Source organism: Streptomyces kaniharaensis (genome assembly GCF_009569385.1).
Lineage (GTDB): Bacteria > Actinomycetota > Actinomycetes > Streptomycetales > Streptomycetaceae > Kitasatospora > Kitasatospora kaniharaensis.
The window spans coordinates 4,643,716-4,668,690 of sequence record NZ_WBOF01000001.1 but is presented as its reverse complement, the minus strand read 5'-3'; the positions used below and the strand labels follow the sequence as shown (position 1 = coordinate 4,668,690).

Sequence of the window (24,975 nt, the reverse complement as noted above, 5' to 3'; positions counted from 1 at the left end):
GACCCGGTCAGACCGAGGACAGCCCGGCCCGCTCCTCCACCAGCGCGGCGATCCGGTCGATCACCTGCTCCAGGGTGAGCGCGCTGGTGTCCACCAGGACCGCGTCGGCGGCCTGGGTGAGCGGTGCCGTCTCCCGGGAGGAGTCGGCGGCGTCCCGGCGGGCGAGGTCGGCGGCCATCGCGGTGATGGTCGCCTCGTCGACGCCCTTGGCCCGCAGCTCGGCCGCCCGGCGCTCGGCCCGGGCCGTCTCCGAGGCGGTAAGGAAGATCTTGACGGTGGCGTCCGGGAACACCACGCTCCCCATGTCCCGGCCCTCCGCGACGATGCCGCTCTCGGCGACCTCGGCGCAGCCGCGCTGCAGCTCGACCAGCCGCGCCCGCACCGCCGGCACCGCGGCCACGGCACTGACCTTCGCCGTGACCTCGGGGCCGCGGATCGGTCCGGAGACGTCCTGCCCGTCCACCTTGATGGTGGGCCCGTCGGCGTCCGTCCCCGACACGATCACCGGCTTGCCGCACGCGACGGCCACCGCCTCCGCGTCGTCGACGTCCACGTCGTTGGCCAGCATCCACCAGGTCATCGCCCGGTACATCGCGCCGGTGTCCAGGAAGCTCAGGCCCAGCCGGGCGGCGACGGCGCGCGAGACGGTCGACTTGCCGGAGCCGGAGGGTCCGTCGATGGCGACGACGACCGGGGCGTGCGCTCGGTCGGCAGTGTCCACGGGGCGAACCTCTCTCTGAGCATGGGACCCGGAGCCTGGGCAGGCGTACGACCGGGGATTGTCTCCCTCAAGGTTAATGGACGACCGCCGGACCCGATCCGCCCGCCCACTCAGCCCCCCGTCAGGACCCGCAGGGCGGTCTCCAGGTCACGGCCGAGGCGCAGGACGCTGGTGATGTCCCCGGTCGACGGATCGAGGAATCCGCGGTACCAGGTCTCGTCACCGACCGCACGGAACACGCAGTCGCCCGCGAAGTTGATGACCGCGGCCGGACGTCCCAGGGGGATCAGGCCCTCAGCGGACTCGGCGAACAGCTCGCGGTCGGTGCTGAGCAGCCGGGCCGACTCAACCCCGGTCGCCTCCCGCACCCGCTCGACCGTCCACCATGGCCTTCGTGGGCGGCGTGCTCGGCATCGAGAGGGACGGCGAGTACGTCCGGCCCCGCCTGGGGAACGCGGTCGTGGAGATCCTGCGGGCGGCCCCGGACCCGGCCGTCGAGCAGGCGGACTGGCCGCCGCGCACCTGCCGAACGGGTCGAACAGCCCGTCCGGCCGCAGCCAGTCCACCGGCACCTTCGACACGTGCGACGGGAAGGCGTTCTCCGTGAACCGCTGCGCCCGCCAGTCGAAACCCGTCCGCAGCTGTGGCCCCGACGGCGTTTGGGTGTGGGCGAAGAACGCCGTGATCCACCCGGAGACGTAGTCCCCGCCCGACTCCGACCGCCACTTGTACAGCGAGCGCCAGAACTCCTCGTCGACCGGCCGGCCCGCCGCCGTCCGCGCCACGACCTTCAGCACCGACCGCAGTTGCGCGAACCACGGCCCGAGCGGCTCGAACCACTCCGCCAACTCCCCCACCCGCGAAGCCAGCAGCGCCCAGTCGTCCGCCGTCCCCTCCAGCCGGACACGGGGAATGCCGCACAGCGAGATCACCGAGCGGTATCTCGACGATCATTCCCGTCCCCCCTCGACCTCGGGCACTCAGTCCCGGACACTCCACCCGCGCGCCCGCAGCGTCGCCGTCAGCGACTTCACCGCGCCCGGGGCGACGGACAGTTCGACGAAACCGACCTGCTGGCCGGTCGAGTGCTCGATGACGACGTCCTCGATGTTGACCCCGGCCGCGCCGACCTCGCCGAACAGCCGCCCCAGCTCGCCGGGCTGGTCGCCGAGCACGACCGACACCGTCTCGTACCGGGTGGGCGGCGCACCGTGCTTGCCGGGGATGCGGGCCTGCCCGGTGTTGCCGCGCCGCATGACGGACTCGATACCGGCCGCGCCGGCCCGGCGCTCGCCCTCCTCGGCGGCCTCCAGGGCGCGCAGCGCGGTGACGGTCTCCCCGAGGTCGACGGCGACCTCCTCCAGGATGTCGGCGACCGCGCCCGCGTTGGCGGAGAGGATGTCGACCCACATGCCCGGGTTGGAGGCGGCGATCCGGGTGACGTCCCGCACGCCCTGCCCGGAGAGCCTGATCGCGGTCTCGTCCGCGTGCTCCAGCCGGGCGGCGACCAGCGAGGACACCAACTGCGGGGCGTGCGATACCAGCGCCACCGCCCGGTCGTGCGCGGCGGCGTCCATCACGATCGGCATCGCGCCGCAGAGCGCGACCAGCTCCAGCGCCGCGTTGAGCGTCTCGGTGTCGGTGTCGGCCGTGGGGGTGAGCACCCACGGCCGGCCCTCGAACAGGTCGGACCGCGCGGCCAGCGGGCCGGAGCGCTCGCGGCCGGCCATCGGGTGGCTGCCGATGTAGTGGACGGTGTCGCAGCCGAGCGCGGTGACCTCGGTGCGCGGGCCGGCCTTGACGCTGGCGACGTCGGTGTACCAGCGGGCCAGGTTGCGGCGCTGGCAGTCGGCGAGCACCTTGCCGACCAGCGCGGGAGGGACGGCGATGACCGCCAGGTCGACCGGGCCGTCGGCCGGTTCGGTGGTGCCCGCGCCGAGCGAGGCGGCCGTGCGGGCGGAGTCCGGGTCGGCGTCCTCCAGGTGGACGGCGAGCCCGCGGCCGGTCAGGGCGAGCGCGATGGAGGTGCCGATCAGTCCGGTACCGACGACGACGGCAGTGCGCATGGCGGTTCGTTCTCCTTCACGTTCACGGGACCGGCCGGAGGCTCGGGGCGGACCGGGGCCCGCTCGCCCCATCCTCTCGCACCCGCCCCACCGAGGACTCCACCGCCCACGAGCCACCGCCCACCGGCCACCGCTCACCGGCAACCGCCGCGCCCCCTCCTCCGTCCCTCACGGTGCACACACGCCGCACACGGCGAAATCCGGAGACGCCCGCGCCGAGGCGCGGCAGACTGGCCGCCCGAGGCAGGGCAGGCGACAGAACGCGAACGAAGGGGTTGCGCATGGACGATCAGCACAGCAGCGGGGCCGGACAGCCGAAACCACCGGCCGTACCGGCCCATCCGTCGGTCCTCGACTCCGTCGTCGTCTATGCGGAGGGCGCGGTCTGCCGCCGGCGGGCCACCGTGCCCGTCCCGCCCGGCGGCCGGCTGCGGCTGACCGGACTGCCGTCCGCGCTGGACGGCCGCTCGCTGCGCGCCCGGGTGCTCGGCGGATCGGCCGGCACCGCCGTCACCGAAGCCCGCCTGGAGCAGCTCGCCGAGCTTCGCGAATCCGACGAACTCCCGGAGCTGCGCCGCGAGTTGGAGGAAGCCGGGGAGCGCCGGGGAGCCCTCGCCGAGCGCCACGGGCTGGTCCTCGCCGCGATCGCCGAGACGACGAACCTGCACGCCGTGCCGCCACAGTCGCGGCGCGGCGAACCGCTCCGCCGCACGCCCGCCGACGCCTGGCTGGAGCTGGCCGAGTTCGTCGACGAGCGCCTCGCCGGGCTCCAGGAGCGCGCCGAGCGGCTCGTCCGGGAGATCGAACTCGCCGACCACGAGATCGGCCTGATCACCGACCGGCTGAACCGCGCGTCCACCGCCGGCCCCTCCCGTCCGGTGGAGACAGCCACGACCGTTCTGCTCACCCTCACCACCCCCGGCGGGAACCCGGCCGACGAGAACCCGGCCCCGGGCGAGCACCCGGCCCCCGGCCACCTCGACATCGAGCTGGAGTACGGCGTCCCCGCCGCCCGCTGGGTGCCCGCCTACCGCCTGTCCTACCGGCAGGGCTCCGACTCCGGCCGGCTCGTCCTGCGCGCCTCCGTCGCCCAGCAGACCGGCGAGGACTGGACGGGAGTCCGCCTCGCCCTCTCCACCGCCGACCTCGACCGCCGCACCGACCTGCCCAAGCTGCGCTCGCTGCGTATCGGCCGCAGCCAGCCCAACCCGCCGCCGTCCGGCTGGCGCGAGCCCCCGGCCGGCCTGTCGGACCTCTTCACCGGCTACGACGCGGCCGGCGACCTCCCGGGTAAGCCGTCGCCCCGTCCGGGCCCGGTCGTCGTCTCGGCCCCGGCCGCCGTTGCCCCGCGCGGGCCGCGCCCGTCCATGCCCCGTGTCGCCGGCTTCGGAGGCGCCCGCCCCGGTGCCGGACCGGCCGCCCCCGGCGGCCCGCGAGGCGGCACCCTCGACGTCGCCGACGAGGAGTTCGTGCTCCCGTCGGCGCCCATGCCCGCACCGCTGCCCCCACCGTCGCCCGGCTTCGCCGGCTACGGCGCACCCGCCGGCGCGGTGCCGCAGGGCGCACCGCCGTACGGCCCGCAGCCGCTCACCGGCATCACCGGCATCGCCCCCGACGCCGCCCTGCTCGACTACCCCGACCTCGTCCTGGCCGGCCCCGACGAGCCAGCCGCCCGCCGCGGCACCCTCCACCCGCCCGCCGCCCGGCCCGGCACCGCCCCCGCCGGCGCGAGCCTGCGCGGGCTCCGCCTCCCCCACCACGCCGTCCCGCCGCGCGTCTCGGCAGGCTCCTTCGACCACCGCTTCGACGCCACCGCCCCCGCCGACATCCCGTCCGACGGCACCTGGCACACCGTCACGGTGGACGAGATCCCGCTCTCCGTCCGTCCGGAGTACGTCACCGTCCCCGCCGTCGAGGAGAAGGTGTACGCGACCCTGGTGCTCGCCAACCGGACCGACCGCGCCGTGCTGGCCGGCCCGGTCGAGGTCACCGTGGACGACGAGTTCCTGCTCACCGCCGCACTGCCCACCCTCGCGCCGGGCGGCATGCGGCGCCTGGGCATCGGCGTCACCGAGAGCATTGAGGTGGCGCGCCGCACCGAGCTGCACGAGTCCACCGCGGGCATGCTGAACAACAGCACCGTGCTCGACCACCGCGTGCACGTCCGGCTGGCGAACCGGCTCGGCCGCGCCGTCACCGTGGAGGTCCGCGAGCGCGTGCCGGTCACCTCCGACGCCGAGATCCGGATCGAGGAGCGGGCCGACTGGCACGCGCCGACGGTCCCCGGCCGGGAGTGCCCGCCCAGCACTCGGCTCTGGCGGGTCGAACTGCCGCCGGGCGGACGCGCCGAGCTCGACGGCGGCTACCAGATCAAGATCCCGGCCGGAAAGGCCATCGTCGGCGGAAACCGGAGGAACTGAAGAATGACCGGAGCCACCATCCCCCTCCCCGTCACCGCCGTCACCTGCCTGGAGGACCGCAGCCAGGTCGAACGCACGGTGACCGTCGAGCTCGCCGCCGGCGTCCAGCGGCTGCGCCTCGGCCCGCTCACCGCACTCGCCGTCGACCGCACCCTGCGCGCCGAGACCGACGCCCCCGGCACCCGAGTCCTGGACGCCCGGCTGGTCCGCACCTGGACCCCGCGCGCACCGCTGCCGCCCGGCCCGGACGACTCCGAGCTGCGCCACCGGCTGCACGAGCTGGAGGCCCAGAGCCGCCTCGCCGACCAGACCCGGGCCCGCCTGGAGGCCCGGCTGGCGCTGCTCGCCCAGCTCTCCGCCGACCTCCTGCGCGAGATCGGCGAGGGCGCCGGCGTCGGCGAGGTCGAGCGCGCCCGCTGGGCCCGCGAGCTGGACCGGGTGGACGCCGAGCGCGAACGCCACGGCGAGGAACTGCGCGCCACCCGCTCCCGGCTGCGCCGGCTGGAGGAGGAGCGCTCGCTGGCCCTGATCGCCCTCGACGAGGCCGAGGAGGCGCCGGCCGAGCTGGTCGCCCACCTCGACCTCACCGTCGAGGCCGCCGCGGCGGGCCCGACCGGCCTGACCGTCACCCATCTGGTGCCGTGCGCGCTCTGGCGCCCGTCCTACCGCGCCACCCTGGACGGCTTGGCACAGGACGGCAGCAGCCTGCGGCTGGAGTCCGAGGCGGTCGTCTGGCAGCGCACCGGCGAGGACTGGTCGGACGCCCGGCTCACCTTCTCCACCGCCCGCTCCGCCCTCGCCACCGACCCGCCCGCGGTCGTCGAGGACGTCCTGATGCTGCGCGAGCGCACCACCGAGGAGCGCCGCACCGTCGAGGTCGAACTGCGCGAGGAGACGATCAGCACGCTCGGCCCGGCGGCCGAGGTGCCGGGGGTGGACGACGGCGGCGAGGTCCGGGTGCTGCCCGCGCCCGCCCCGGCCTCCGTGCCGTCCGACGGCCGGGCGCACCGGGTGCCGCTCGGCGCCTTCACCGCACCGGCGAGCAGCGAGTACGCGTGCGCGCCGGAGCTGTCCCCACTGGTCACCCAGGTGGTCCGGTTCCGCAACGCGGCCGGTCACCCGCTGCTGGCCGGCCCGGTCGAGCTGGTCCGCGGCAGCGGCTTCACCGGCCGGGGCGAGCTGCGCTTCACCGCGGCCGGCGCCGACGCCGAGCTGGCGTTCGGCTCCTCGGACGGCTACCGGGTCGTCCGCGAGACCGAGGAGCGGCAGGCCACCGGCGGGCTCACCGGCCGGCAGACGACCACCCGGACGGTGCGGCTGCACCTGTCCCGGTTCTCCGGCCCGGAGGAGCGGGACGAGCAGGTCGTCACGGTCCGCGAGCGGGTGCCGGTCTCCGAGGTGTCGGCCGTGGAGGTGCGGCTGCGCAAGGACGAGTGCTCCCCGGCACCGGACGCCTTCGACGCCGAGGGCATCGTCCGCTGGGACGTGCCGCTCGGGCCGGGCGCCCGCCGGACCGTCACGCTGGTGTACGAGATCTCCGCCTCCGCCAAGGTGGCCGGGCTCTGACCGCCGGAACACCAGGACGCTCGTGACGACCGCTCAGGACCAAACCGGGTACAACAGGAACATGATCCTCCACCTCGCACCCCTGGACGACTGGCTGGCCGACCCCGGCCGGCCGTACGCCGCCGCGTCGCTGCTCACCGACGGGTTCATCCACTGCTCGGCGGACGAGCAGACGGCGCTCGCGGTGGCCAACGCCTTCTTCGCCGACGCTCCCGATCCGCTGATGGTGCTGCTGATCGAGGAAGCGCTGGTGGAGCCGATGGTCAAGTGGGAGGCCCCGCACGGCGCACCGCCGCCCGGGTCCACCCCCGGCGCGCTGTTCCCGCACATCTACGGGCGGCTGAACCGCTCCGCCGTGGTCGGGCTGGAGAAGGTCGAGCGTGGCCCGGACGGCCGCTGGGCGTCCCTCAGCCCCTGGAGCTGAAGCGCCCGGAGCGCTGCCCCCACAGCGCCGGAACCCTCGGGGCTGAGCCAACAGCTCACAGCCAACGGCTCACAGCCAGCCGCGCTCCCGGGCCGCCATCCCGGCCTGGAACCGCGTGGTGGCTCCCAGCGCCCGCATCAGGCTCTGCAGCCGGCGCTGGGTGGTCCGGGCGCTCCAGCCGAGCGACCGGGCGATCGACTCGTCGGTGAGGCCGGCCGCCAGCAGGCCCAGCAGCTTGCGGTGGTCGGCCTCCGGCCCCAGCGTCGCGTCGGCGGACCCGATCGCGGCCTGGAGCTGGACGGCACGCTCCCACTCCGCCTCGAACAGCGTGTCCAGCGCCTGGAGCAGCGCCGAGGGGTGGATGACGTACGCGGCGTCGAGGACGCTGTCGCCGACGCTGATCGGGATGATCGCCATCCGGTCGTCCGACATGATCATCTTCATCGGCAGCGTCGGCCGGACCCGCGCCTCCTCGCCGTCCGCGACGCCGACCAGGATGTTCCTCTCCAGCCGCCCGGGCCAGGCCACCGCCTCCCGGTCGTAGATGGTCCGGAACCGCAGCCCCTCCCGCAGCCGGTCCCGCTGGAGGGGGATCGGCGCCACCGGGTCCTGGATGTACGGCGGGCAGTCGAAGCCCCGGACCTGGTACCTGCTGGTCTGGGTGATGTGCTCCAGCCGCTGGGCGATCGCCTCGCCGCCGGTCAGGACCTCGACCGAGTGCGCCGGGTCGGTGAACCGCGAGGCCTCCCGGAAGGCATCCATCAGCCGGTGCATCTCGGCCCGCGCGTGCCGCAGTTCGGACTCGCGGTGCCCGATCAGGGTGCCGATCGCCACGTCGGGGGCGACCGGCAGGTAGCGCTGCCGGTCCACCGGCGCGCGGGTCGCCATACCCTGCTGGGCCAGCCGGTCGAGCGCGCGCACGCTCTGCTGGAGGGTCAGGCCGCAGCTCTCGGCCAGGTCCTCCGCGGTGGACTGCGGATTGGCCACCAGCGCGGCGTAGACCTGCCCGTCCGGCTCGGCCAGTCCCAGTGCGCTGAGTGGTGCATCGGACACGACGCCGTCTCCCCCTGTTCGTGTTCTCCCCCCACCGGCGCCCGTGCTGGCGCAGTCCCGCCACGCGGCGGGGTGGTGGCCCGGTGGCCATCCTCTGCCACGGATCATGACGCTGACAAGGCCGTGACCAGGGGGTGCCTGCCGGCTCACAGAGGCTTCACACACACGCCAGAGGGTCCCCCCGCCACCACGGGGCGGGGGGACCCTCCGTTCGAACGCCTTACAGGCCGACCTCGCGCATCAGCTGGCCGACCTCCGGGTTGGTGAGACGGCGCAGCCAGCCCGACTTCTGGTCACCCAGCGCGATCGGGCCGAAGTGGGTGCGCACCAGCTTCTCGACCGGGAAGCCGACCTCGGCCAGCATCCGGCGGACGATGTGCTTGCGGCCCTCGTGCAGGGTCACCTCGACCAGGTAGTTCTTGCCGACGTTGGAGACCACCTTGAAGCTGTCGGCGCGGGCGTAGCCGTCCTCCAGCTCGACGCCCTGGGCCAGCTGCTTGCCCAGGTCGCGCGGGATCGGGCCCTGGATGGCGGCCAGGTAGGTCTTGGTCACGCCGTACCGGGGGTGGGTGAGGCGGTGGGCCAGCTCGCCGTGGTTGGTGAGCAGGATGATGCCCTCGGTCTCGGTGTCCAGGCGGCCGACGTGGAACAGCCGGGTCTCCCGGTTGGTCACGTAGTCGCCGAGGCACTGGCGGCCGTCCGGGTCCTCCATGGTGGAGACCACACCGGCCGGCTTGTTGAGCGCGAAGAACAGGTACGACTGGGTGGCGACGGTCAGGCCGTCCACCTTGATCTCGTCCTTCTGCGGGTCGACCCGCTTGCCCTGCTCGGTGACGACCTTGCCGTTGACCTCGACCCGGCCCTGCTCGATCAGCTCCTCGCAGGCGCGGCGGCTGCCGATGCCGGCCCGGGCCAGCACCTTCTGCAGGCGCTCGCCCTCGGGCTCGCCGAAGGTCTTGGGCAGCTTGACGGCCGGCTTGTCGTGCCGGGCGAGGACGGCGTCCTCGATCTTGGCCTGGAGCTCGCGCGAGCGCTGCGGCTGGCGGCGCGGGTCGCCCGGGGCACCCTGGCCCTCGCGGCGCGGGCGCGGCGCCGGGCCGGGGCGCCGGCCGGCGTAGCCGCCGCGGGCGGGGGTGGCGTTGGGGCCGCCGCCGTACTCGGGGCGGTCGTAGCGCCGCTCCTCGGGCCGCAGCGGGCGGTCCGGGTAGCGGCGGTCGTCGCGCCGGTCGTCGCGCCGGTCGTCGCGGCGGGAGTCCCGCCCGGACGAGCCGGAGCCGCCACGCGAGCCGGAACCGGAGCCGTACGACCCCGACCCGCCCCGACCGCTGCCGCCGCCGTACGACCCACCGCCGTACGAACCGCCGCGCGAGCCCGAGCCGCCGCGACCGGCGCCGCCCCCGTAGGAGCCGCCGCCCCGGCCCCCGCCCTGTCCGCCGCGACCGCTTCCGCCGCCGCTGCCGTTCCTGCCGTTGCCACTGCTACGCATCAAAGTGTCCGTACGTCGTTCCGTCTGGGATGTGCGGTCGTTTCGGCCGACCTCACCGCCCCCTGCCGATCGGGCGCAGCCCGACCGGCCTCGCCACTGCCGTCCGCGGCCTGCGCGGCAGCGGCGGCGACCGCCTCCGCGATCATCGTGCCCTCCAGGGACTCCGCTTCCACGTCGTCGACCTCGGGCAGGAAGGGAGCGAGCTCCGGCAGCTCGTCCAGGCCGCGGAGCCCCATCCGTTCCAGGAAGTAGTTCGTCGTCCGATACAGGATCGCACCTGTTTCGGGCTCGGATCCGGCCTCTTCCACCAGTCCTCGCTGTACCAGGGTACGCATCACGCCGTCACAGTTCACACCGCGGACGGCGGAGACCCGCGATCTGGACACCGGCTGACGGTAGGCGACCACCGCCAGGGTCTCCAGTGCGGCCTGGGTCAGCCGGGCCTGCTGGCCGTCCAGGACGAAGCGGTCGACGGCCGGTGAGCAGGCCGCGCGACTGTAGAACCGCCACCCGCCGGCCACCTGGCGCAGGTCGAAACCGCGGCCCTGGGCGGTGTACTCGGCGGACAGCTCGCGCAGCGCCGTGGCGATCTCGGCCCGGGGCCGCTCCAGGACGGCGGCCAGCCGGTGCTCCCCGACCGGTTCGTCGACGACCATCAGGATCGCCTCCAGCTCGGCCCTCAGCCCGGCGCCCGGCTCCTCGGCCGCCGCCTCCGGCGTCGGCGGAGCCGGCTTCTGGTGCACCACCCTCGCCTCGGCCTCCGGCGGCTCCGTCACCAGCTCGAAGGCCGGCTCCAGCCACTCCTCGGTCCGCGGCTGCCCGGGAAGCCCGAGCCGCCGGCGCACCGGCCGTCCGCCGTCCGCAGGGCTCTGCTCGATCCCGCTGGCCATCAGCGCCCGTCCTCCTTCGTCTCCCCCGCCGGCCGGTCGAACTCGTCCGTCACCTCGACCGCGCCACGGCCAGCCTCGGCCACCCACCGCACGGTCAGCTCGCCGAGCGCCTCCGGCTGTTCGAAGGCGAGCACCCGCTCCCGGTACAGCTCCAGCAGCGCCAGGAAGCGGGCGACGACCACCAGCCGGTCCGGCGCGTCCGCGACCAGCCGCTGGAACGACGCCTCACCGAGCTCGGTGAGCAGCCCCACCACCAGCCCGGCTTGCTCGCGCACGCTGACCGGCGGGGTGTGGATGTGGTCCACGTACACGACGGGCTCCGGCCTGGGCTCCATCGCCTTGGCCGCCAGCTGCGCGAACCGCTCCGTGCCGATGCTGATGACCACCTCGGGCAGCAGCTCGGCGTGGTGCGGCTCCAGCCCGGCGGTGCGCGGGCGCCGGAGCAGCTCGGCGGCCCAGCGCTCGCCGAAGACGGCCGCCGCCCGCTTGTACGCGCGGTACTGCAGCAGCCGCGCGAAGAGCAGGTCGCGCGCCTCCAGCAGCGCGAGGTCCTCCTCGTCCTCGACCTCGGCGGCGGGCAGCAGCCGGGCGGCCTTGAGGTCGAGCAGCGTGGCGGCGACGACCAGGAACTCGGTGGCCGCGTCCAGGTCCCAGTCCGGGCCCATCGCCCGGATGTGCGCCAGGAACTCGTCCGTGACGGTGGCCAGCGCCACCTCGGTGACGTCCAGCTTGTGCTTGGCGATCAGGCCGAGCAGCAGGTCGAAGGGGCCTTCGAAGTTGTCCAGCCGCACCCGGAAGCCACCGCGCGACCCGTCGTCGGGCCCGGCGCTCGCGGCGGAGGCAGGTGGGTCGGTGGTGCTCGGCATGACGGTCCATCTTCACCCGGCCCCGCCGCACGCCCCGCGCGGGGGTCGCCGACACGCCGTGCACCGGACGCCCGGAGGCGCCGGCCGGTGCCCTACCGACCGCGCAGGCGCCGTACCAGGATGGAGGCCTCACCGCGCTGCTCCAGGTCCGCCAGGACGACCGCGATGGCCTCCCGGACGATCCGCCCGCGGTCCACGGCCAGGCCGTGCTCGCCGCGCAGCACCAGCCGGGCGTGCTCCAGGTCCATGAGCTCCTCGGCGGACACGTACACGGTGATCTTCTCGTCGTGCCGCTCGCGCCCGCTGGGGCGGCGTGGCGCGCGCCCGCGCGGACGGGGGCGCACGGCGCCGCCCGGCTGTTCCTCGGCGGCGGTGGCGCCCCGGCCGCCCGGCACGGTCTTGCCGGCCTGGGCGGCGGCCTGTGCGGCCCCCTGGGAGCCGCCCGGACGCTGCGCGGGCGCCGGGACGGTGGCGGCCGGCTGCTGCTCCTGGGACGGCTGGCGCCCCGACGTGCCGGCGCCCTCGACGCCCTCGGCGCCGTCCGTGCCGTTGACGGTCCGCGCGGTCTCCGGTCTGGATGCCTCGGCGGCCGGACGCGCCGCGAGGGACGGCGACAGCGCCATCCCGCCGGTGGTCCGGAACAGCTCGTCGGCACCCGGGAGACTCACTCGGCGGGGCGGCACCGGTCGAGCACCTCCCTGGCGAGCTGGCGGTAGGCGGCGGCACCGACCGAGTTGGTCGCGTACGTGGTGATCGGCTCGCCGGCGACGGTGGTCTCCGGGAAGCGCACGGTCCGCCCGATGACGGTGTGGAAGACGTGCTCGCCGAACGCCTCGACGACCCGCGCGAGCACCTCACGGCTGTGCACGGTGCGCGAGTCGTACATGGTGGCGAGGATGCCGTCCAGGCGCAGCTCGGGGTTGAGCCGCTCGCAGACCTTCTCGATGGTCTCGGTGAGCAGCGCGACGCCGCGCAGCGCGAAGAACTCGCACTCCAGCGGGACGATGACGCTGTGAGCGGCCGTCAGTGCATTGACCGTCAGCAGGCCCAGCGAGGGCTGGCAGTCGATGATGACGTAGTCGTAGTCGGGCAGCAGCGGCTTCAGGGCGCGCGCCAGCGCGGACTCCCGGGCCACCTCGCTGACCAGCTGCACCTCGGCGGCGGAGAGGTCGATGTTGGACGGCAGCAGGTCCATGCCCGGCACGGCCGTCTTGAGCAGCACTTCGTCGGCCGTCAGGCCCCGCTCCATGAGCAGGTTGTAGACCGTGACGTCGAGCTCCATCGGGTTGACGCCGAGGCCGACGGAGAGCGCGCCCTGCGGGTCGAAGTCGACGAGCAGCACGCGGCGGCCGTACTCGGCCAGCGCCGCGCCCAGGTTGATGGTCGACGTGGTCTTGCCGACGCCGCCCTTCTGGTTGCACATGGCGATGATCTGCGCGGGGCCGTGCTCGGCCACCGGCGCGGGGATCGGGAAGTACGGCAGCGGGCGACCGGTGGGGCCGACCCGCTCGCGGCGCTGGCGCGCGGCGTCGGGGGCCAGCGTGGCCGCGTACTCCGGGTCCGGCTCGTACTCGGCGTCCGGGTCGTCGTAGGCGCCGTAGGCGAACTCGCCGTAGGCCAGGCCGTAGGCCGCCAAGTCGGTGTCGTGATCGGTCACCGTGGTCACCTGCGCTGTGTTCTGGCGTGCTTCGAAAGTACGGAGTGCGACCGATCCGACCTCGGCCGAGCCCACGGAGGGCTGCCGGGCCCCGGGCTCCTCACTCGGCTGGCCGGCGGTGAGCTCCGCCAGTCCTGGCTGACCACCCCCGGGAGCAAATGTCGACTCATTCACAAGTCGTCTTACCTCCTTGGGGATCCAGGACTCTATGTCGATTCGTCAGCGTGGCAGCAGGCCGACGGTTTGCGACTCTAGGCCGTTCAAGGCGTTCGCAGCAACACAATCCACGGTAGTGGGCAGGATGTGTCGACTGTCGGGCGGGCCGATGTCAAGGGATGGGCGGGCCCTTGACCCTAACGTTTCGGCGGTGGGGTGACACGACCGACGGAAATTGACGACAGAGCGACCCGCCCGGGCTTTTGACCGTTCACGGGCATGGCGAAGCCCCCGACCTGAGGGGATCAGGTCGGGGGCGAACGACCGCTGTGCGGCCGGGGGATCAGGCGAGCACGCTCTCCAGCGAGACCGACTCCAGACCGAACGCCTCGGCGACGGCCGGGAAGGCGATCTGGCCCTCGTGCACGTTCAGGCCCTTGGCGAGCGCCGGGTCACGGCGCAGCGCCTCCTTCCACCCGCGGTTGGCCAGCTCGACGACGTACGGCAGCGTCGCGTTGGTCAGCGCGTAGGTGGAGGTGTTCGGGACGGCGCCCGGCATGTTGGCCACGCAGTAGAAGACCGAGTTGTGGACCTGGAAGGTCGGCTCGGCGTGCGTGGTCGGACGGGAGTCCTCGAAGCAGCCGCCCTGGTCGATGGCGATGTCGACGAGCACGGAGCCCGGCTTCATGCGGGAGACCAGCTCGTTGGTGACGAGCTTCGGGGCCTTGGCGCCCGGGATCAGCACGGCGCCGATGACCAGGTCGGCCTCGATGACGGCCTTCTCCAGCTCGAAGGAGTTGGACATGATGGCCTTGATCTTCGTGCCGAAGATGCGGTCGGCCTCGCGCAGCTTGTTGATGTCGCGGTCGAGCAGGGTCACGTCGTAGCCCATGCCGATGGCGATGGTGGCCGCATGCCAGCCGGAGACGCCACCGCCGATGACGACGGCCTTGGCCGGGTGGGTGCCGGGCACGCCGCCGGGCAGCACGCCGCGGCCGCCGACCGGGCGCATCAGGTGGTACGAGCCGACCTGCGGGGCGAGACGGCCCGCGACCTCGGACATCGGGGCGAGCAGCGGCAGGGCGCCGTTGGCGAGCTGCACGGTCTCGTACGCGATGGCGGTGGTGCCCGAGGCGATCAGCGCGTCGGTGCCGGCACGGTCGGCCGCCAGGTGCAGGTACGTGAAGAGGGTCTGGCCCTTGCGCAGCCGGTGGTACTCCTGGGCGATGGGCTCCTTGACCTTCAGCAGCAGGTCGGCGGTGGCCCACACCTCGTCGGCGGTAGGGAGGATGGTGGCGCCGGCGGCCACGTACTCCTCGTTGGGGATCGAGGAGCCGACACCGGCGTTGTCCTCGATGTAGACCTCGTGTCCGTTGCGGACCAGCTCATGCACGCCGGCGGGCGTGATGGCCACGCGGTACTCGTGGTTCTTGACCTCGCGGGGGATGCCGACCTTCACGGCTAAACACGTCCTCTTGCCATGGGGGTCCCTACCGGAGAAGACCGGCGGGCGACGCGCACGGGGGAAGCCTCCGGGGCAGGCCGGGGCATGGATCGCTGCGCGACTGAGTTCGAGTGTAATGAAGCCCAGTCGGCGTGTCAGCCTTCCAATGTGAATAATTTTGCCGGACGCATTGGCAGGTTCGTAGGCTTCCGCCGTGATCTTCCCGCCAAAGACGACCTAACCGGGCATTTTCGACAATACCCCTGAAAGGCCCCTCACCACCCGGCGTCGAGGCGTTCCCGCAGGTCCGCGAGACGCGCCGCGACGGCCTCCCGGCCGCGCTCGTCGCCGAGCCTGCGCAGCACCGACAGCGCGGCCCGGTACTCGCGCTCGGCCTCCTCGAAGCGGCGCTGGGCGGTGTGCGCCTCGGCCACCCGGGCAAGCAGCCGGGCCTCCGACGCGTGGTCCCCCAGCGACTGCCGCAGCCCGAGCGCCCGCCCGTACCAGTCGGCCGCGCGCACGGCGTCCCCGAGCGCCCGGTGGCAGCCGGCCGCACCCTCCAGCGCCCGCGCGCAGAGCGGCTCGTCGCCGACGCTCCGGGCGTGCTCCAGGGCGGCCCGGTAGTGGGTGCCGGCCTGCTCCCAGCGGCCGGCGGCGGCCTGCAGATCGCCCAGGTTGAGCAGCGCGGCCGAGGCTCGGCGGGGTTTGCCGTGCCGCTCGGCGACGGTCAGCACCAGCTCGTGCAGCCGGTACAGGTCGGCGGGCGCGGCTCCGCCGGTCAGCGGCAGCGCCCGCAGCAGCGCGGTGACCAGCCGCCCGGCCGAGCCGTCCAGGTCTCCCTGCCCGATCGCGTCGCCGACGGCGTCGAGCAGCAGGTCCCGCTCGCCGAGCAGCCACTCCCGGGCGTGCGCGGCCGAGCGCAGTCGCAGTGCGACGGGCAGCGGGTCCGCGCCGGGCCCGGCGGACGGGTCGAGCAGTGCGCGGGCCGACTCGGTGAGCCGTACCAGCCGCTCCAGCAGCCGGGCCCGGGCCAGTTCGGTCTCGGCGGGCCGGTCCTCCTGCTCGCGCAGCCGGACGAGCCGCGGGTAGAGCCGCCCGGGCACCCGGTAGCGCGGAGTGCCGTCGGCGGCCGGCGGCTCCTCGCCGAGCAGCTCCCGCTCGGCGAGCGCGGCCAGCGTCGCGGCGGCCTCCGGGGCCGGGCAGCCGGCCAGGGCGGACGCGGTGCGGGGGTCGGCGATCTGGGCCGGGGCGAGGGTGAGGGCGCGCAGCATCCGCGCCTGGAGGACCGGGAGCGTGCCGTACAGCAGGGTGAACGCGCCGACCAGCGGATCGTTGTCCGGGACGGGCACCGGCCCGGCGGGCTCCGGTTCGGGCTTCACCCAGGTCGCCGGGTCGCCGGGCGGTTCGGCGGGCGGTTCGGCGGGCGGTTCCGGCCTCGCGGCCTTCGCGTCGTTTCCGTCCCTTTCTTTCTTGGCAGCCGTCGAGGGCTTCTCCTCGGCCTTCGCCGGCCGGCCCGCCTCCTCACCCAGCACGTTCGCGAGCTCGCGCGCCGCGTCGGTGACGGCCGTCTTCGGGTTGCCGCGCAGCCACCCGGCCATCAGCCGCAGCGCGGCGGGCCGGGCGGCACAGGCCTCGGCCAGGTCGGCGGCGCCGACCGGGTCACAGGAGATGCGGGTGCCGCCGACCAGGTCCGCGAGGAGTTCGCCGGAGGCCTGCCGGTCGAGCCCGCCGAGGATCACCGGGTCGATGTCCTCGATCCCGGTGAGCGGCCCGGCGGTGGTGGCGAGCACCAGGCAGCCCGGCTCGTCCGCGAGGAGCGGCCACAGCTGCCCGGCGTCCCGGACGTCGTCCAGCAGCAGCAGGACCCTGCGCCCGACCAGGGCCTCGCGCAGCGCGACGCAGGCCGGCTCGTCCCGCCCGTCCTCGACGGCACCGGGCAGCGGGACGGCCGCGTCCGGGTCGAGCTGTTCCAGCAGCAGGCGGGCGGCCCGGACGGGCGGCACCCGGCTGCCGTCCGGGGCGGACAGGTGCGCGAAGAGCACGCCGTCGGGGAAGTCGGCGCCGGCGGTACGGGCGAAGCGGACGGCCAGCGCGGTGCGGCCCGAGCCGGGCCGCCCGGCCAGCACCAGCACCGGGCTGCGCCCCGCGGCCGGCCGGGCGGCGGCGGCCCGTAGCGCGGCCAGCTCAGCGCGGCGCCCGACGAACACCGTGGGCCCGGCCGGCAGCCGGTCCAGACCGGGGACGGCCCCGGCGGGCGCGCCGGGGCCGGGGTCCATCGTCGCCGTCTTCCTCGCCACCCGTCCCACTCCCGACGTCATCCGGCGCTCAGCGCGGGCGGCCCGGAACAGGCGCCCTGCCTGCGAAGCGTAGTTCGACCGTCCGGCTCGGCCGAGGTGACATCCGGTCGTACGAACCGGCGAATCACCCCGGCGGATCAAGCAGGGCGGGACACCGCTCGCTCATGCGGCCCACGTCTCCCCCAGCCAGCGGCCGGGGGTACCCCCACCGCTCGGCGGCCTCTTCGCGAAGCGCGCACCTCTATTCAGTTCGCTCGCTCAGCTCGCTCACGCCTCGAAGGGCCGGGCCGGCCAGGGCGCGTCCGCCGGGCGCAGCGCGTCCAGCCCGCCCGGGCTGGTGAGCGCGGCGTGCACGGCGAGGGTGCCGGTGATCAGGGTCGGGTTGTGCAGCTGCCCCGCCTGGATCAGCCGGATCAGCTCGGGCACCGGCACCCGGGCCACCTCGATCTCCTGCTCCTCGCCTTCCGCCGCGTGGCGCTCGCCCTCGGCGTCGGACAGGTCGGTGGCGACGAACATCCGCAGAGCCTCGTCGGTGCCGCCCGGGGAGGTGTAGTAGTCGGCGAGGACCCGCCAGGAGTCGGCCCTGACGTACGCCTCCTCGTACAGCTCCCGCTGGGCGGCGTGCCACGGGTTCTCGCCGGGCACGTCGAGCAGGCCGGCCGGCAGCTCCCAGAGCCGCTGGCGGACGGGGTGGCGGTACTGTCGCAGGATCAGCACCCGCTGCTTGTCGTCGAGGGCGAGTACGGAGACGGAGCCGGGGTGGGTCTGGTAGTCGCGGCGGGCCCAGCTGCCGTCGGGCATCCGGACCTCCTCGCTGCGCACTCCGGTGACCCGGCCCTGGAACGGCGTCCGGCTCTCCCGGACCTCCCATTCCTCGGCCGCGTCGGCAATCACGCGGTCGCTGTGGTCGTCCATCGCTCTCCCCTTTTCGTCAGTACGACACAATCTAACGCCGGACGGCGGCCCCGCGGGAATCGCGGGGCCGCCGTCCGGTGAACGACCGACGACTTGCTCGGCCTTGCCCGGCCTTACTCGGCCGCGGCGGTCTTGATCTCGATGGCCGCCTTGACCAGACCCGCGAACAGCGGGTGCGGGCGGGTCGGGCGGGACTTCAGCTCCGGGTGGGCCTGGGTGGCCACCAGGTACGGGTGCACCTCGCGCGGGTACTCGACGTACTCGACCAGGTCGCCCTTGGGCGAGAGGCCCGAGAAGAGCAGACCGGTCTTCTCCAGGTCCGCGCGGTAGGCGTTGTTGACCTCGTAGCGGTGGCGGTGGCGCTCCTCGACGTACTGCTCGCCGCCGTAGACCTCACGGACGATCGAGCCCTCGGCGAGTTTGGCCGGGTAGAGGCCCAGGCGCATGGTGCCGCCCAGGTCGCCCTTGCCGTCGACGATCGCCAGCTGCTCGGCCATGGTGGAGATGACCGGGTACTTGGCGGCGGCGTCGAACTCGGTGGAGTTGGCCTCGGGCAGGCCGGCCAGGTTTCGGGCGGCCTCGATGACCACGCACTGCAGGCCCAGGCAGAGGCCCAGCAGCGGGATGCGGTTCTCGCGGGCGTAGGTGATCGCGGCGACCTTGCCGTCCACACCGCGGTCGCCGAAGCCGCCGGGGATGCAGATCGCGTCCACGTCGCCCAGCTGCTCCTGCGCGCCCTCGGGGGTGACGCAGTCGTCCGACGTGACCCACTTGATCTCGACCCGGGCGTTGTTGGCGAAGCCGCCGGCGCGCAGCGCCTCGGTCACCGACAGGTAGGCGTCCGGCAGGTCGATGTACTTGCCGACCAGGGCGACCTTGACGATGTGCTGCGGCTCGTGGACGCGGCGCAGCAGATCGTCCCAGGTGGTCCAGTCCACGTCGCGGAACGGCAGGTCGAGGCGGCGCACCACGTAGGCGTCCAGGCCCTCGCCGTGCAGGACCTTGGGGATGTCGTAGATCGACTTGGCGTCGATGGCCGCGACCACGGCCTCCTCGTCCACGTCGCACATCAGCGAGATCTTGCGCTTGATGGCCTGCGGGACCTCGCGGTCGGCGCGCAGCACGATCGCGTCGGGCTGGATGCCGATGTTGCGCAGCGCGGCGACGGAGTGCTGGGTGGGCTTGGTCTTGAGCTCGCCCGAGGGGCCGATGTACGGCAGCAGGGAGACGTGCACGAAGAACACGTTGTCCCGGCCGACCTCGTGGCGGACCTGGCGGACGGCCTCCAGGAACGGCAGCGACTCGATGTCGCCGACGGTGCCGCCGACCTCGGTGATCACCACGTCGACGTCCTCGGTCGCCATCCGGCGGATCCGGGACTTGATCTCGTTGGTGATGTGCGGGATCACCTGGACGGTGTCGCCCAGGTACTCGCCGCGGCGCTCCTTGGCGATGACGGTGGAGTAGACCTGGCCGGTGGTGACGTTGGCCGAGCCGTGCAGGTTGGTGTCGAGGAACCGCTCGTAGTGGCCGATGTCGAGGTCGGTCTCGGCGCCGTCGTCGGTGACGAAGACCTCACCGTGCTGGAACGGGTTCATGGTGCCCGGGTCCACGTTGAGGTACGGGTCGAGCTTCTGCATGGTGACGCGCAGGCCGCGGGCCTTGAGCAGGGCGCCCAGGCTGGAGGCGGTGAGGCCCTTGCCGAGCGAAGAGGCGACACCCCCGGTGACGAAGAGGTGCTTGGTCGTCACGGCGCGGCCGTTCGCTGCCTTGCCGGAATGGGGCTGTGCCAAGAGGGGGCTCCCGTGGGTCGCGTGTCGGAAGTGACGTGGGCGGGAGGCTCACCGGGCCGCCGGGCGACGCGAGTGCGGTGTGAGGCACGGCACTCGAAGAGTCGACAGTTCGGCTGGTCCGGGGCGTTTGATCCCGCCGGTCCACGGGATACCAGGGTATCAGTGACCCGACCGGGTCGCCTTCCCACCCGCTCGCGGTACCCCGGGGGCGTGCGCCCGGCGCACCACCCGCGCACCTTCGAACGCATCCGCCCCACCGGTCGCACCACCGGCCTGACCGGGCCACTGCCGCACGCCCCGACCGGGCCATGCCGGCCCCTCCCTGCGGACCACCCCGAACTGATCCGTCCGGACCATCCTGCCCGGCGCCTTCGCGATGCACGGCATTTCCGCCGAATTGTGATGCCGTACGAGGCTGCGCCCGCGTGCTTCGCCCCTTTCGTCCGTCGTAAGCTGCACGGACGCATCGCCGACAGCACGAGCACGCGGAGGGCGTGGGAGGGTCAGGACACTCCCGGTCCCAGATGCGCGACCGGACCTCCCCGTAATCCAGCTCCCCCCACCCACTCCAGGGGCTCGACCGAGCCCCGCGCGGACACTCCAGCAAGGCCCGCCACCACCCCTCGGCAGGCCGGACGTCCCGGGGTGAACCTCCGGCCCCGCAGACCGCGCTCGCTCCATCCGGATCGCCGATGCGTCGTGACCACATTGCGAACTGGAGATCCACGTGGCCGGCCGTATCGAGGACTACGCACTCATCGGGGACATGCAGACCGCCGCCCTGGTCAGCAGGGACGGGGCGGTGGACTGGCTCTGCCTGCCCCGCTTCGACTCGCCGGCCGTGTTCGCCGGCCTGCTCGGCACCGATGAACACGGCTTCTGGCGGATCGGCCCGGCCGAAGCCGTCCTGACCGAGGTCCCCGCCCCCACGGCCGCCCCAGCCGCGACGACTCCCGCCCGCGCCCGCATCGCCGACACCGCCGACCTCCGGATCCCGCCGCCCACCGTCGGCGCCCCCGCCGTGCCCGCCGACCGCCGCCGCTACCGGGGCGACTCGCTGATCCTGGAGCAGGAGTGGGACGCCCAGGGCGGCACCGTCCGGGTGATCGACTTCATGCCGCCGCGCCCGCTCGCCGGCCGGGACGCCGTCCCCCAGGTGATCCGGATCGTCGAGGGCGTGGCCGGCACCGTCCGGATGCGCTCGGCGGTGCGGATGCGCTTCTCCTACGGCCGGATCGTGCCCTGGGTGCACCGGGTCGAGCAGGCCGACGGCGGCCACCGCACCGTCGCCGTCGCCGGCCCCGACTCGGTCTGGCTGGACGGCGAGGCCGAGACCTACGGCCGCAACCTCACCACCTACGCCGACTTCACCGTCACCGCCGGCGAGCGGATCGCCTTCGCCCTCACCTGGCAGGCCTCCCACCTGGAGGCGCCCAAGGCCCCCGACGCCGAGGAGATGCTCGACGCCACCGCCGACTTCTGGCACGACTGGGCCCAGCAGTGCACCTACCAGGGCCCCTACCGAGAGGCCGTGATCCGCTCCCTGATCACCCTCAAGGGCCTCACCTACGCCCCCACCGGCGGCATCGTCGCCGCCCCCACCACCTCGCTGCCCGAGGACATCGGCGGCGAGCGCAACTGGGACTACCGCTACACCTGGCTGCGCGACGCCGCCATCACCCTGTCCTCCCTGCTGCGCACCGGCTACCGCGACGAGGCCCGCGCCTGGCGCGAGTGGCTGCTGCGCGCGGTGGCCGGCGACCCGGAGAACCTGCAGATCATGTACGGCATCGCCGGCGAGCGCGAGCTCACCGAGTCCTCCCTGGACTGGCTGCCGGGCTACGAGGGCTCCCAGCCCGTCCGGGTCGGCAACGGCGCGGCCGGGCAGCTCCAGCTGGACGTCTACGGCGAGGTCGTCGAGGCCCTGCACCTGGCCCACATGACCGGCCTGGTCCGCAACGACCACGCCCACCACCTCCAGCTGCGCCTGATCGACTACCTGGAGGACCACTGGCAGGAGCCGGACGAGGGCATCTGGGAGGTCCGCGGCCCGCGCCGGCACTTCGTCCACTCCAAGGTCATGGCCTGGGTCGCCGTCGACCGGACGATCAAGCTGCTGGAGCAGACCCCCGAGGACGCCCCCTCCGGCGGCCACCTGGAGCGCTGGCGCGAGCTGCGCGAGACCATCCACCGGGACGTCTGCGAGAAGGGCTACGACCCGGCGCGCAACACCTTCACCCAGTACTACGGCGGCCAGGAGCTGGACGCCTCGCTGCTGCTCATCCCCCAGGTCGGCTTCCTGCCGCCGGACGACAAGCGCGTGATCGGCACCATCGAGGCGATCCAGCGCGAGCTGTCCACCGAGGACGGCTTCGTGCTGCGCTACCCGACGCACGACGCTCAGGGCGAGAATGTCGACGGCCTCTCCGGCCACGAGGGCGCGTTCCTGGCCTGCTCGTTCTGGCTGGCCGACGACCTCGCCATGATCGGCCGGGTGCAGGAGGCCCGCGAGCTGTTCGACAAGCTGCTCGGGCTGCGCAACGACCTCGGCCTGCTCGCCGAGGAGTGGGACCCGCGCGAGAAGCGCCAGGTCGGCAACTTTCCGCAGGCCTTCAGCCACGTTCCGCTGATCGACACCGCGCTGCGTCTGACCGCCTCCGGCGGTGCCTACCTCTCCGCCCAGCCCGACGGCCGCGCGGACCGGATGGAGCAGGCCACGGTCTAGTGAGCTGGTTCGGAGTCGGTCCGTCGCCTCATGAGTTGCCGTGCGTACCGACTTCCTGGGAACGGCTGCGGCTTGGGCCTTGGGCGCGGTGTGCTGGGGTGCGTGGGTGACAGCAGGCTGAAGCCGCTTGTGCTCTCCGAGGCGGAGCGGCAGGTGTTGCAGGGCTGGGTGAAGCGCCGGACGACCGCGCAGGGGCTGGCCCTGCGGGCACGGATCGTCCTGGCGTGTGCGGAGGGCGGCAGCAACCTCGCGGTGGCGGCCCGACTGGGCGTGAACCGCGGGACCGTGACGAAGTGGCGGGCCCGGTTCCTGCGCGCACGGCTGGACGGCCTGACAGACGAGCCGCGCCCCGGGGTCCCACGTACCATCACCGATGCCCAGGTGGAGGAAGTGGTCGTGCGAACCCTGGAGGAGGTGCCGGACGGCGGCACGCACTGGTCCAAACGCGAGCTGGCCAGGAAGATCGGCATCTCACCCTCCAGCGTGCTGCGGATCTGGCACGCGTTCGGGCTGCAGCCCTGGCGCACGGAGGTGTTCAAGGTCTCCCCGGACCCGCAGCTGATCGACAAGATCCGGGACGTCGTGGGCCTCTACCTGGCGCCGCCGGCGAACGCGGCGGTGTTCGCGGTCGACGAGAAACCGCAGATCCAGGCACTGGAGCGGACCGCCCCGGTGCTGCCGATGCTGCCCGGGGTGCCCGAGCGCCGCAGTTTCGACTACGTCCGCCACGGCACCGTCGACCTGTTCGCGGCCCTGGACATCGCGACCGGAAAGGTGATCGGGAAGCTGTCGGCTCAGCACCGGGCGGTGGACTTCCGGGACTTCCTCGACGAGATCGACCGCCAGACCGAGCCCGGTCTGGCGGTCCACGTGATCTGCGACAACCTGTCGGCTCACAAGGCGCCCGTGGTGCATCGCTGGCTGCTGGCGCATCCGCGTTTTCAGCTGCACTTCACGCCGACGTACTCGTCGTGGATCAACCAGGTCGAGCGGTGGTTCGCCGAACTGGAACGGCGTTGCCTCGAACGCGGCGTGCACTGCTCGCTGGACGACCTCAAGGCCAGCCTTGAGAACTGGATCAAGGTTTGGAACGAGAGCGCCAAGCCGTTCAGGTGGACCAAGACCGCCGACCAGATCATCGATCGAATCTGCCGCTACTGCTCACGCATCTCCGAACCAGCTCACTAGACCCGCTGCACCAGCTCGTCGTAGGTGCTGAGCACCTGGGCGACGGTGGCGGCCTCGTCGGGCCAGGTCTCGGCCTGCAGGCGCCCGGCCGCCACCAGCTGCTCCCGGCGCGCCGGATCGGCCAGCAGCTCGCGCGCCGCCCGGCCGATCGCGGCCGGGTCGCCGGAGGGCACCAGCACGGCCGCGTCACCGACCAGTTCGGGGATCCCGCCGACGGAGGTGGCGACCACCGGCACGCCGGCCCGCATCGCCTCCTGGACGACCAGCGAGCGGGCCTCCCAGCGGCTGGAGACCACCACGACGTCGGCGGCCGCCAGAAGGTCGGGCACGTCGGTGCGGTGGCCGAGCAACTGCGCCGGCAGCTTCTCGGCGGCGATCCGCTCGCGCAGCGCGCCCGCCTCGGGGCCGTCCCCGGCGATCAGCAGCAGCGGCTCCGGATCCAGCGCGGACAGCTCGCGGGTGGCGTCCAGCAGCAGTCCGAAGGCCTTCTGCGGGACGAGCCGGCCGATGGCCAGCACCAGCGGGCGGTCCGGGCCGTCGCCGAGCAGCGCGGCCCGCGCCGCTGCCCGGTCCAGCCTGCCCTCGGGCGCCGGCGGGGCGGCCACCGGGCCGAGCCGGGCGTCGGTGGCGCCCAGCTCCCGGGCCCGGGCGACCAGGTCGGAGGAGGCGCCGAGGACGAGGTCGGCGGCGCGCGCCACCCTGCGCTCCATGAGCCGCAGGAGGCGGCGTTCCATGCCGGTGGCCAGCAGGGCGTGGTGCGAGGTGACCACCAGCGGCGTCTCCGGGCGCAGGCCCGGGAAGCGGCCGGCGGTGCGCAGCGCCAGGTCGGAGAGCAGCCCGGCGCGCAGCCCGTGGGCGTGCACCACGTCGGCGCCGGTGAAGGCACGGCGCAGCTCGCCGATCGCGGTGGCGTCGCTGCGCGCGCCCGCCGTGGGGGTGATGTCGACGGTGTGGAACCGCGCGCCGGTGCGGGAGAAACCGAACAGCGCGTCCGTGCCGGCCGGCGCGCAGACCGTGACGCTCACCCCGTGCGCGACCAGGCCCTGTGCCAGGGAGCGCACGTGCGCACCGATGCCGCCGGTGCTGGCGGCCAGGACGAGCACCACGTGCAGCTGGCCCGGCTCGGGGGCGGCCGGGGTGACCCGGGCGGCGTAATGGTCCACGTCGTCTCGCATCCGACTCGATCAGGTTCGCGCGCCGCGTGCGAGGATCGCCCGCTGGCGGCGCTCGGGACTGGAAAGCCAGCTTCCAGCCGCCACCATGCCAGGTCGGCGGCCCTCTTGGACAGTCGGCGCCACCGGGGGCGCG

General features: G+C 73.8%; 19 protein-coding genes. 5 read left to right on the top strand and 14 right to left on the bottom strand.

The window, feature by feature from the left end; all coding sequences use genetic code 11:
• Positions 1–7: 7 nt before the first annotated feature.
• The 3 genes from cmk to F7Q99_RS21075 all read right to left on the bottom strand — a co-directional run bounded on the left by cmk (position 8) and on the right by F7Q99_RS21075 (position 2,787).
• Positions 8–721: a (d)CMP kinase gene (gene cmk, locus F7Q99_RS21085; RefSeq protein ID WP_326846936.1), complete on the bottom strand. Its 714-nt coding sequence runs from the start codon at positions 719–721 to the stop codon at positions 8–10.
• A 110-nt stretch (positions 722–831) separates the two neighbouring features.
• Complete coding sequence (locus F7Q99_RS41260) at positions 832–1,653, bottom strand: DUF4419 domain-containing protein (RefSeq protein WP_326846935.1); 822 nt, start codon at positions 1,651–1,653, stop codon at positions 832–834.
• Between the two features lie 48 nt (positions 1,654–1,701).
• Positions 1,702–2,787 carry a prephenate dehydrogenase gene (locus F7Q99_RS21075; protein ID WP_153463636.1) on the bottom strand — a complete coding sequence of 362 codons (1,086 nt, stop codon included), beginning with the start codon at positions 2,785–2,787 and terminating at the stop codon, positions 1,702–1,704.
• 281 nt (positions 2,788–3,068) lie between these two features.
• On the opposite strand from F7Q99_RS21075, the gene F7Q99_RS21070 reads away from it, so the two are divergent.
• The 3 genes from F7Q99_RS21070 to F7Q99_RS21060 all read left to right on the top strand — a co-directional run bounded on the left by F7Q99_RS21070 (position 3,069) and on the right by F7Q99_RS21060 (position 7,197).
• Positions 3,069–5,207 carry a DUF4139 domain-containing protein gene (locus F7Q99_RS21070; protein ID WP_153463634.1) on the top strand — a complete coding sequence of 713 codons (2,139 nt, stop codon included), beginning with the start codon at positions 3,069–3,071 and terminating at the stop codon, positions 5,205–5,207.
• 3 nt (positions 5,208–5,210) lie between these two features.
• Complete coding sequence (locus F7Q99_RS21065) at positions 5,211–6,773, top strand: mucoidy inhibitor MuiA family protein (protein ID WP_153463631.1); 1,563 nt, start codon at positions 5,211–5,213, stop codon at positions 6,771–6,773.
• Positions 6,774–6,834: 61 nt separating this feature from the next.
• A complete protein-coding gene (locus F7Q99_RS21060) occupies positions 6,835–7,197 on the top strand; it encodes a DUF952 domain-containing protein (RefSeq protein WP_153463628.1) in 363 nt (120 codons plus the stop codon).
• A gap of 69 nt (positions 7,198–7,266) precedes the next feature.
• Here F7Q99_RS21060 and F7Q99_RS21055 read toward each other — a convergent pair whose 3' ends face one another.
• From F7Q99_RS21055 to F7Q99_RS21010, 10 genes are all read right to left on the bottom strand, one after another.
• Positions 7,267–8,250: a helix-turn-helix domain-containing protein gene (locus F7Q99_RS21055; RefSeq protein ID WP_195911130.1), complete on the bottom strand. Its 984-nt coding sequence runs from the start codon at positions 8,248–8,250 to the stop codon at positions 7,267–7,269.
• A 220-nt stretch (positions 8,251–8,470) separates the two neighbouring features.
• Complete coding sequence (locus F7Q99_RS21050) at positions 8,471–9,736, bottom strand: pseudouridine synthase (RefSeq protein WP_153463622.1); 1,266 nt, start codon at positions 9,734–9,736, stop codon at positions 8,471–8,473.
• On the bottom strand, positions 9,736–10,392 hold the full coding sequence (gene scpB / locus F7Q99_RS21045; protein WP_230210786.1) for an SMC-Scp complex subunit ScpB: 657 nt from the start codon (positions 10,390–10,392) through the stop codon (positions 9,736–9,738). Before scpB ends, F7Q99_RS21050 begins: the two co-directional genes overlap by 1 nt.
• A gap of 233 nt (positions 10,393–10,625) precedes the next feature.
• Entirely contained in the window at positions 10,626–11,492 is an 867-nt protein-coding gene (locus tag F7Q99_RS21040) for a segregation and condensation protein A (RefSeq protein ID WP_153463617.1), read from the bottom strand.
• A 92-nt stretch (positions 11,493–11,584) separates the two neighbouring features.
• The gene (locus tag F7Q99_RS21035; protein ID WP_153466460.1) at positions 11,585–12,115 is read right to left on the bottom strand and encodes a hypothetical protein; all 531 of its coding nucleotides are present in this window, start codon (positions 12,113–12,115) and stop codon (positions 11,585–11,587) included.
• A gap of 41 nt (positions 12,116–12,156) precedes the next feature.
• On the bottom strand, positions 12,157–13,224 hold the full coding sequence (locus F7Q99_RS21030) for a ParA family protein (protein ID WP_030290161.1): 1,068 nt from the start codon (positions 13,222–13,224) through the stop codon (positions 12,157–12,159).
• 424 nt (positions 13,225–13,648) lie between these two features.
• A complete protein-coding gene (ald, locus tag F7Q99_RS21025) occupies positions 13,649–14,764 on the bottom strand; it encodes an alanine dehydrogenase (RefSeq protein ID WP_326846933.1) in 1,116 nt (371 codons plus the stop codon).
• 260 nt (positions 14,765–15,024) lie between these two features.
• Positions 15,025–17,046, bottom strand: coding sequence for a tetratricopeptide repeat protein (locus F7Q99_RS21020; RefSeq protein ID WP_195911129.1), 2,022 nt, complete (start codon positions 17,044–17,046; stop codon positions 15,025–15,027).
• A gap of 267 nt (positions 17,047–17,313) precedes the next feature.
• A complete protein-coding gene (locus F7Q99_RS21015; RefSeq protein ID WP_153463611.1) occupies positions 17,314–17,961 on the bottom strand; it encodes an NUDIX domain-containing protein in 648 nt (215 codons plus the stop codon).
• 113 nt (positions 17,962–18,074) lie between these two features.
• Positions 18,075–19,754, bottom strand: a complete 1,680-nt coding sequence (locus F7Q99_RS21010) for a CTP synthase (RefSeq protein ID WP_153463608.1) — start codon at positions 19,752–19,754, stop codon at positions 18,075–18,077.
• A 727-nt stretch (positions 19,755–20,481) separates the two neighbouring features.
• Between F7Q99_RS21010 and F7Q99_RS21005 the strand changes: the two genes are divergently transcribed.
• Both F7Q99_RS21005 and F7Q99_RS21000 read left to right on the top strand, forming a co-directional pair.
• The gene (locus F7Q99_RS21005) at positions 20,482–22,479 is read left to right on the top strand and encodes a glycoside hydrolase family 15 protein (protein ID WP_407697812.1); all 1,998 of its coding nucleotides are present in this window, start codon (positions 20,482–20,484) and stop codon (positions 22,477–22,479) included.
• A 102-nt stretch (positions 22,480–22,581) separates the two neighbouring features.
• Complete coding sequence (locus F7Q99_RS21000; protein WP_326846734.1) at positions 22,582–23,667, top strand: IS630 family transposase; 1,086 nt, start codon at positions 22,582–22,584, stop codon at positions 23,665–23,667.
• Here F7Q99_RS21000 and F7Q99_RS20995 read toward each other — a convergent pair.
• Complete coding sequence (locus F7Q99_RS20995) at positions 23,664–24,842, bottom strand: glycosyltransferase family 4 protein (protein WP_153463605.1); 1,179 nt, start codon at positions 24,840–24,842, stop codon at positions 23,664–23,666. The genes F7Q99_RS21000 and F7Q99_RS20995 overlap by 4 nt on opposite strands.
• Positions 24,843–24,975 lie beyond the last annotated feature (133 nt).

What these genes read in the sequence shown, in the direction of transcription:
- F7Q99_RS21015 (WP_153463611.1), bottom strand. Translation starts at nt 17,961, where the DNA reads ATGGACGACCACAGCGACCGCGTGATTGCCGACGCGGCCGAGGAATGG.
- F7Q99_RS21070 (WP_153463634.1), top strand. Translation starts at nt 3,069, where the DNA reads ATGGACGATCAGCACAGCAGCGGGGCCGGACAGCCGAAACCACCGGCC.
- F7Q99_RS21035 (WP_153466460.1), bottom strand. Translation starts at nt 12,115, where the DNA reads ATGGCGCTGTCGCCGTCCCTCGCGGCGCGTCCGGCCGCCGAGGCATCC.
- F7Q99_RS21060 (WP_153463628.1), top strand. Translation starts at nt 6,835, where the DNA reads ATGATCCTCCACCTCGCACCCCTGGACGACTGGCTGGCCGACCCCGGC.
- F7Q99_RS21040 (WP_153463617.1), bottom strand. Translation starts at nt 11,492, where the DNA reads ATGCCGAGCACCACCGACCCACCTGCCTCCGCCGCGAGCGCCGGGCCC.
- F7Q99_RS20995 (WP_153463605.1), bottom strand. Translation starts at nt 24,842, where the DNA reads ATGCGAGACGACGTGGACCATTACGCCGCCCGGGTCACCCCGGCCGCC.
- F7Q99_RS21065 (WP_153463631.1), top strand. Translation starts at nt 5,211, where the DNA reads ATGACCGGAGCCACCATCCCCCTCCCCGTCACCGCCGTCACCTGCCTG.
- scpB (WP_230210786.1), bottom strand. Translation starts at nt 10,392, where the DNA reads ATGGTCGTCGACGAACCGGTCGGGGAGCACCGGCTGGCCGCCGTCCTG.
- F7Q99_RS21075 (WP_153463636.1), bottom strand. Translation starts at nt 2,787, where the DNA reads ATGCGCACTGCCGTCGTCGTCGGTACCGGACTGATCGGCACCTCCATC.
- F7Q99_RS21050 (WP_153463622.1), bottom strand. Translation starts at nt 9,736, where the DNA reads ATGCGTAGCAGTGGCAACGGCAGGAACGGCAGCGGCGGCGGAAGCGGT.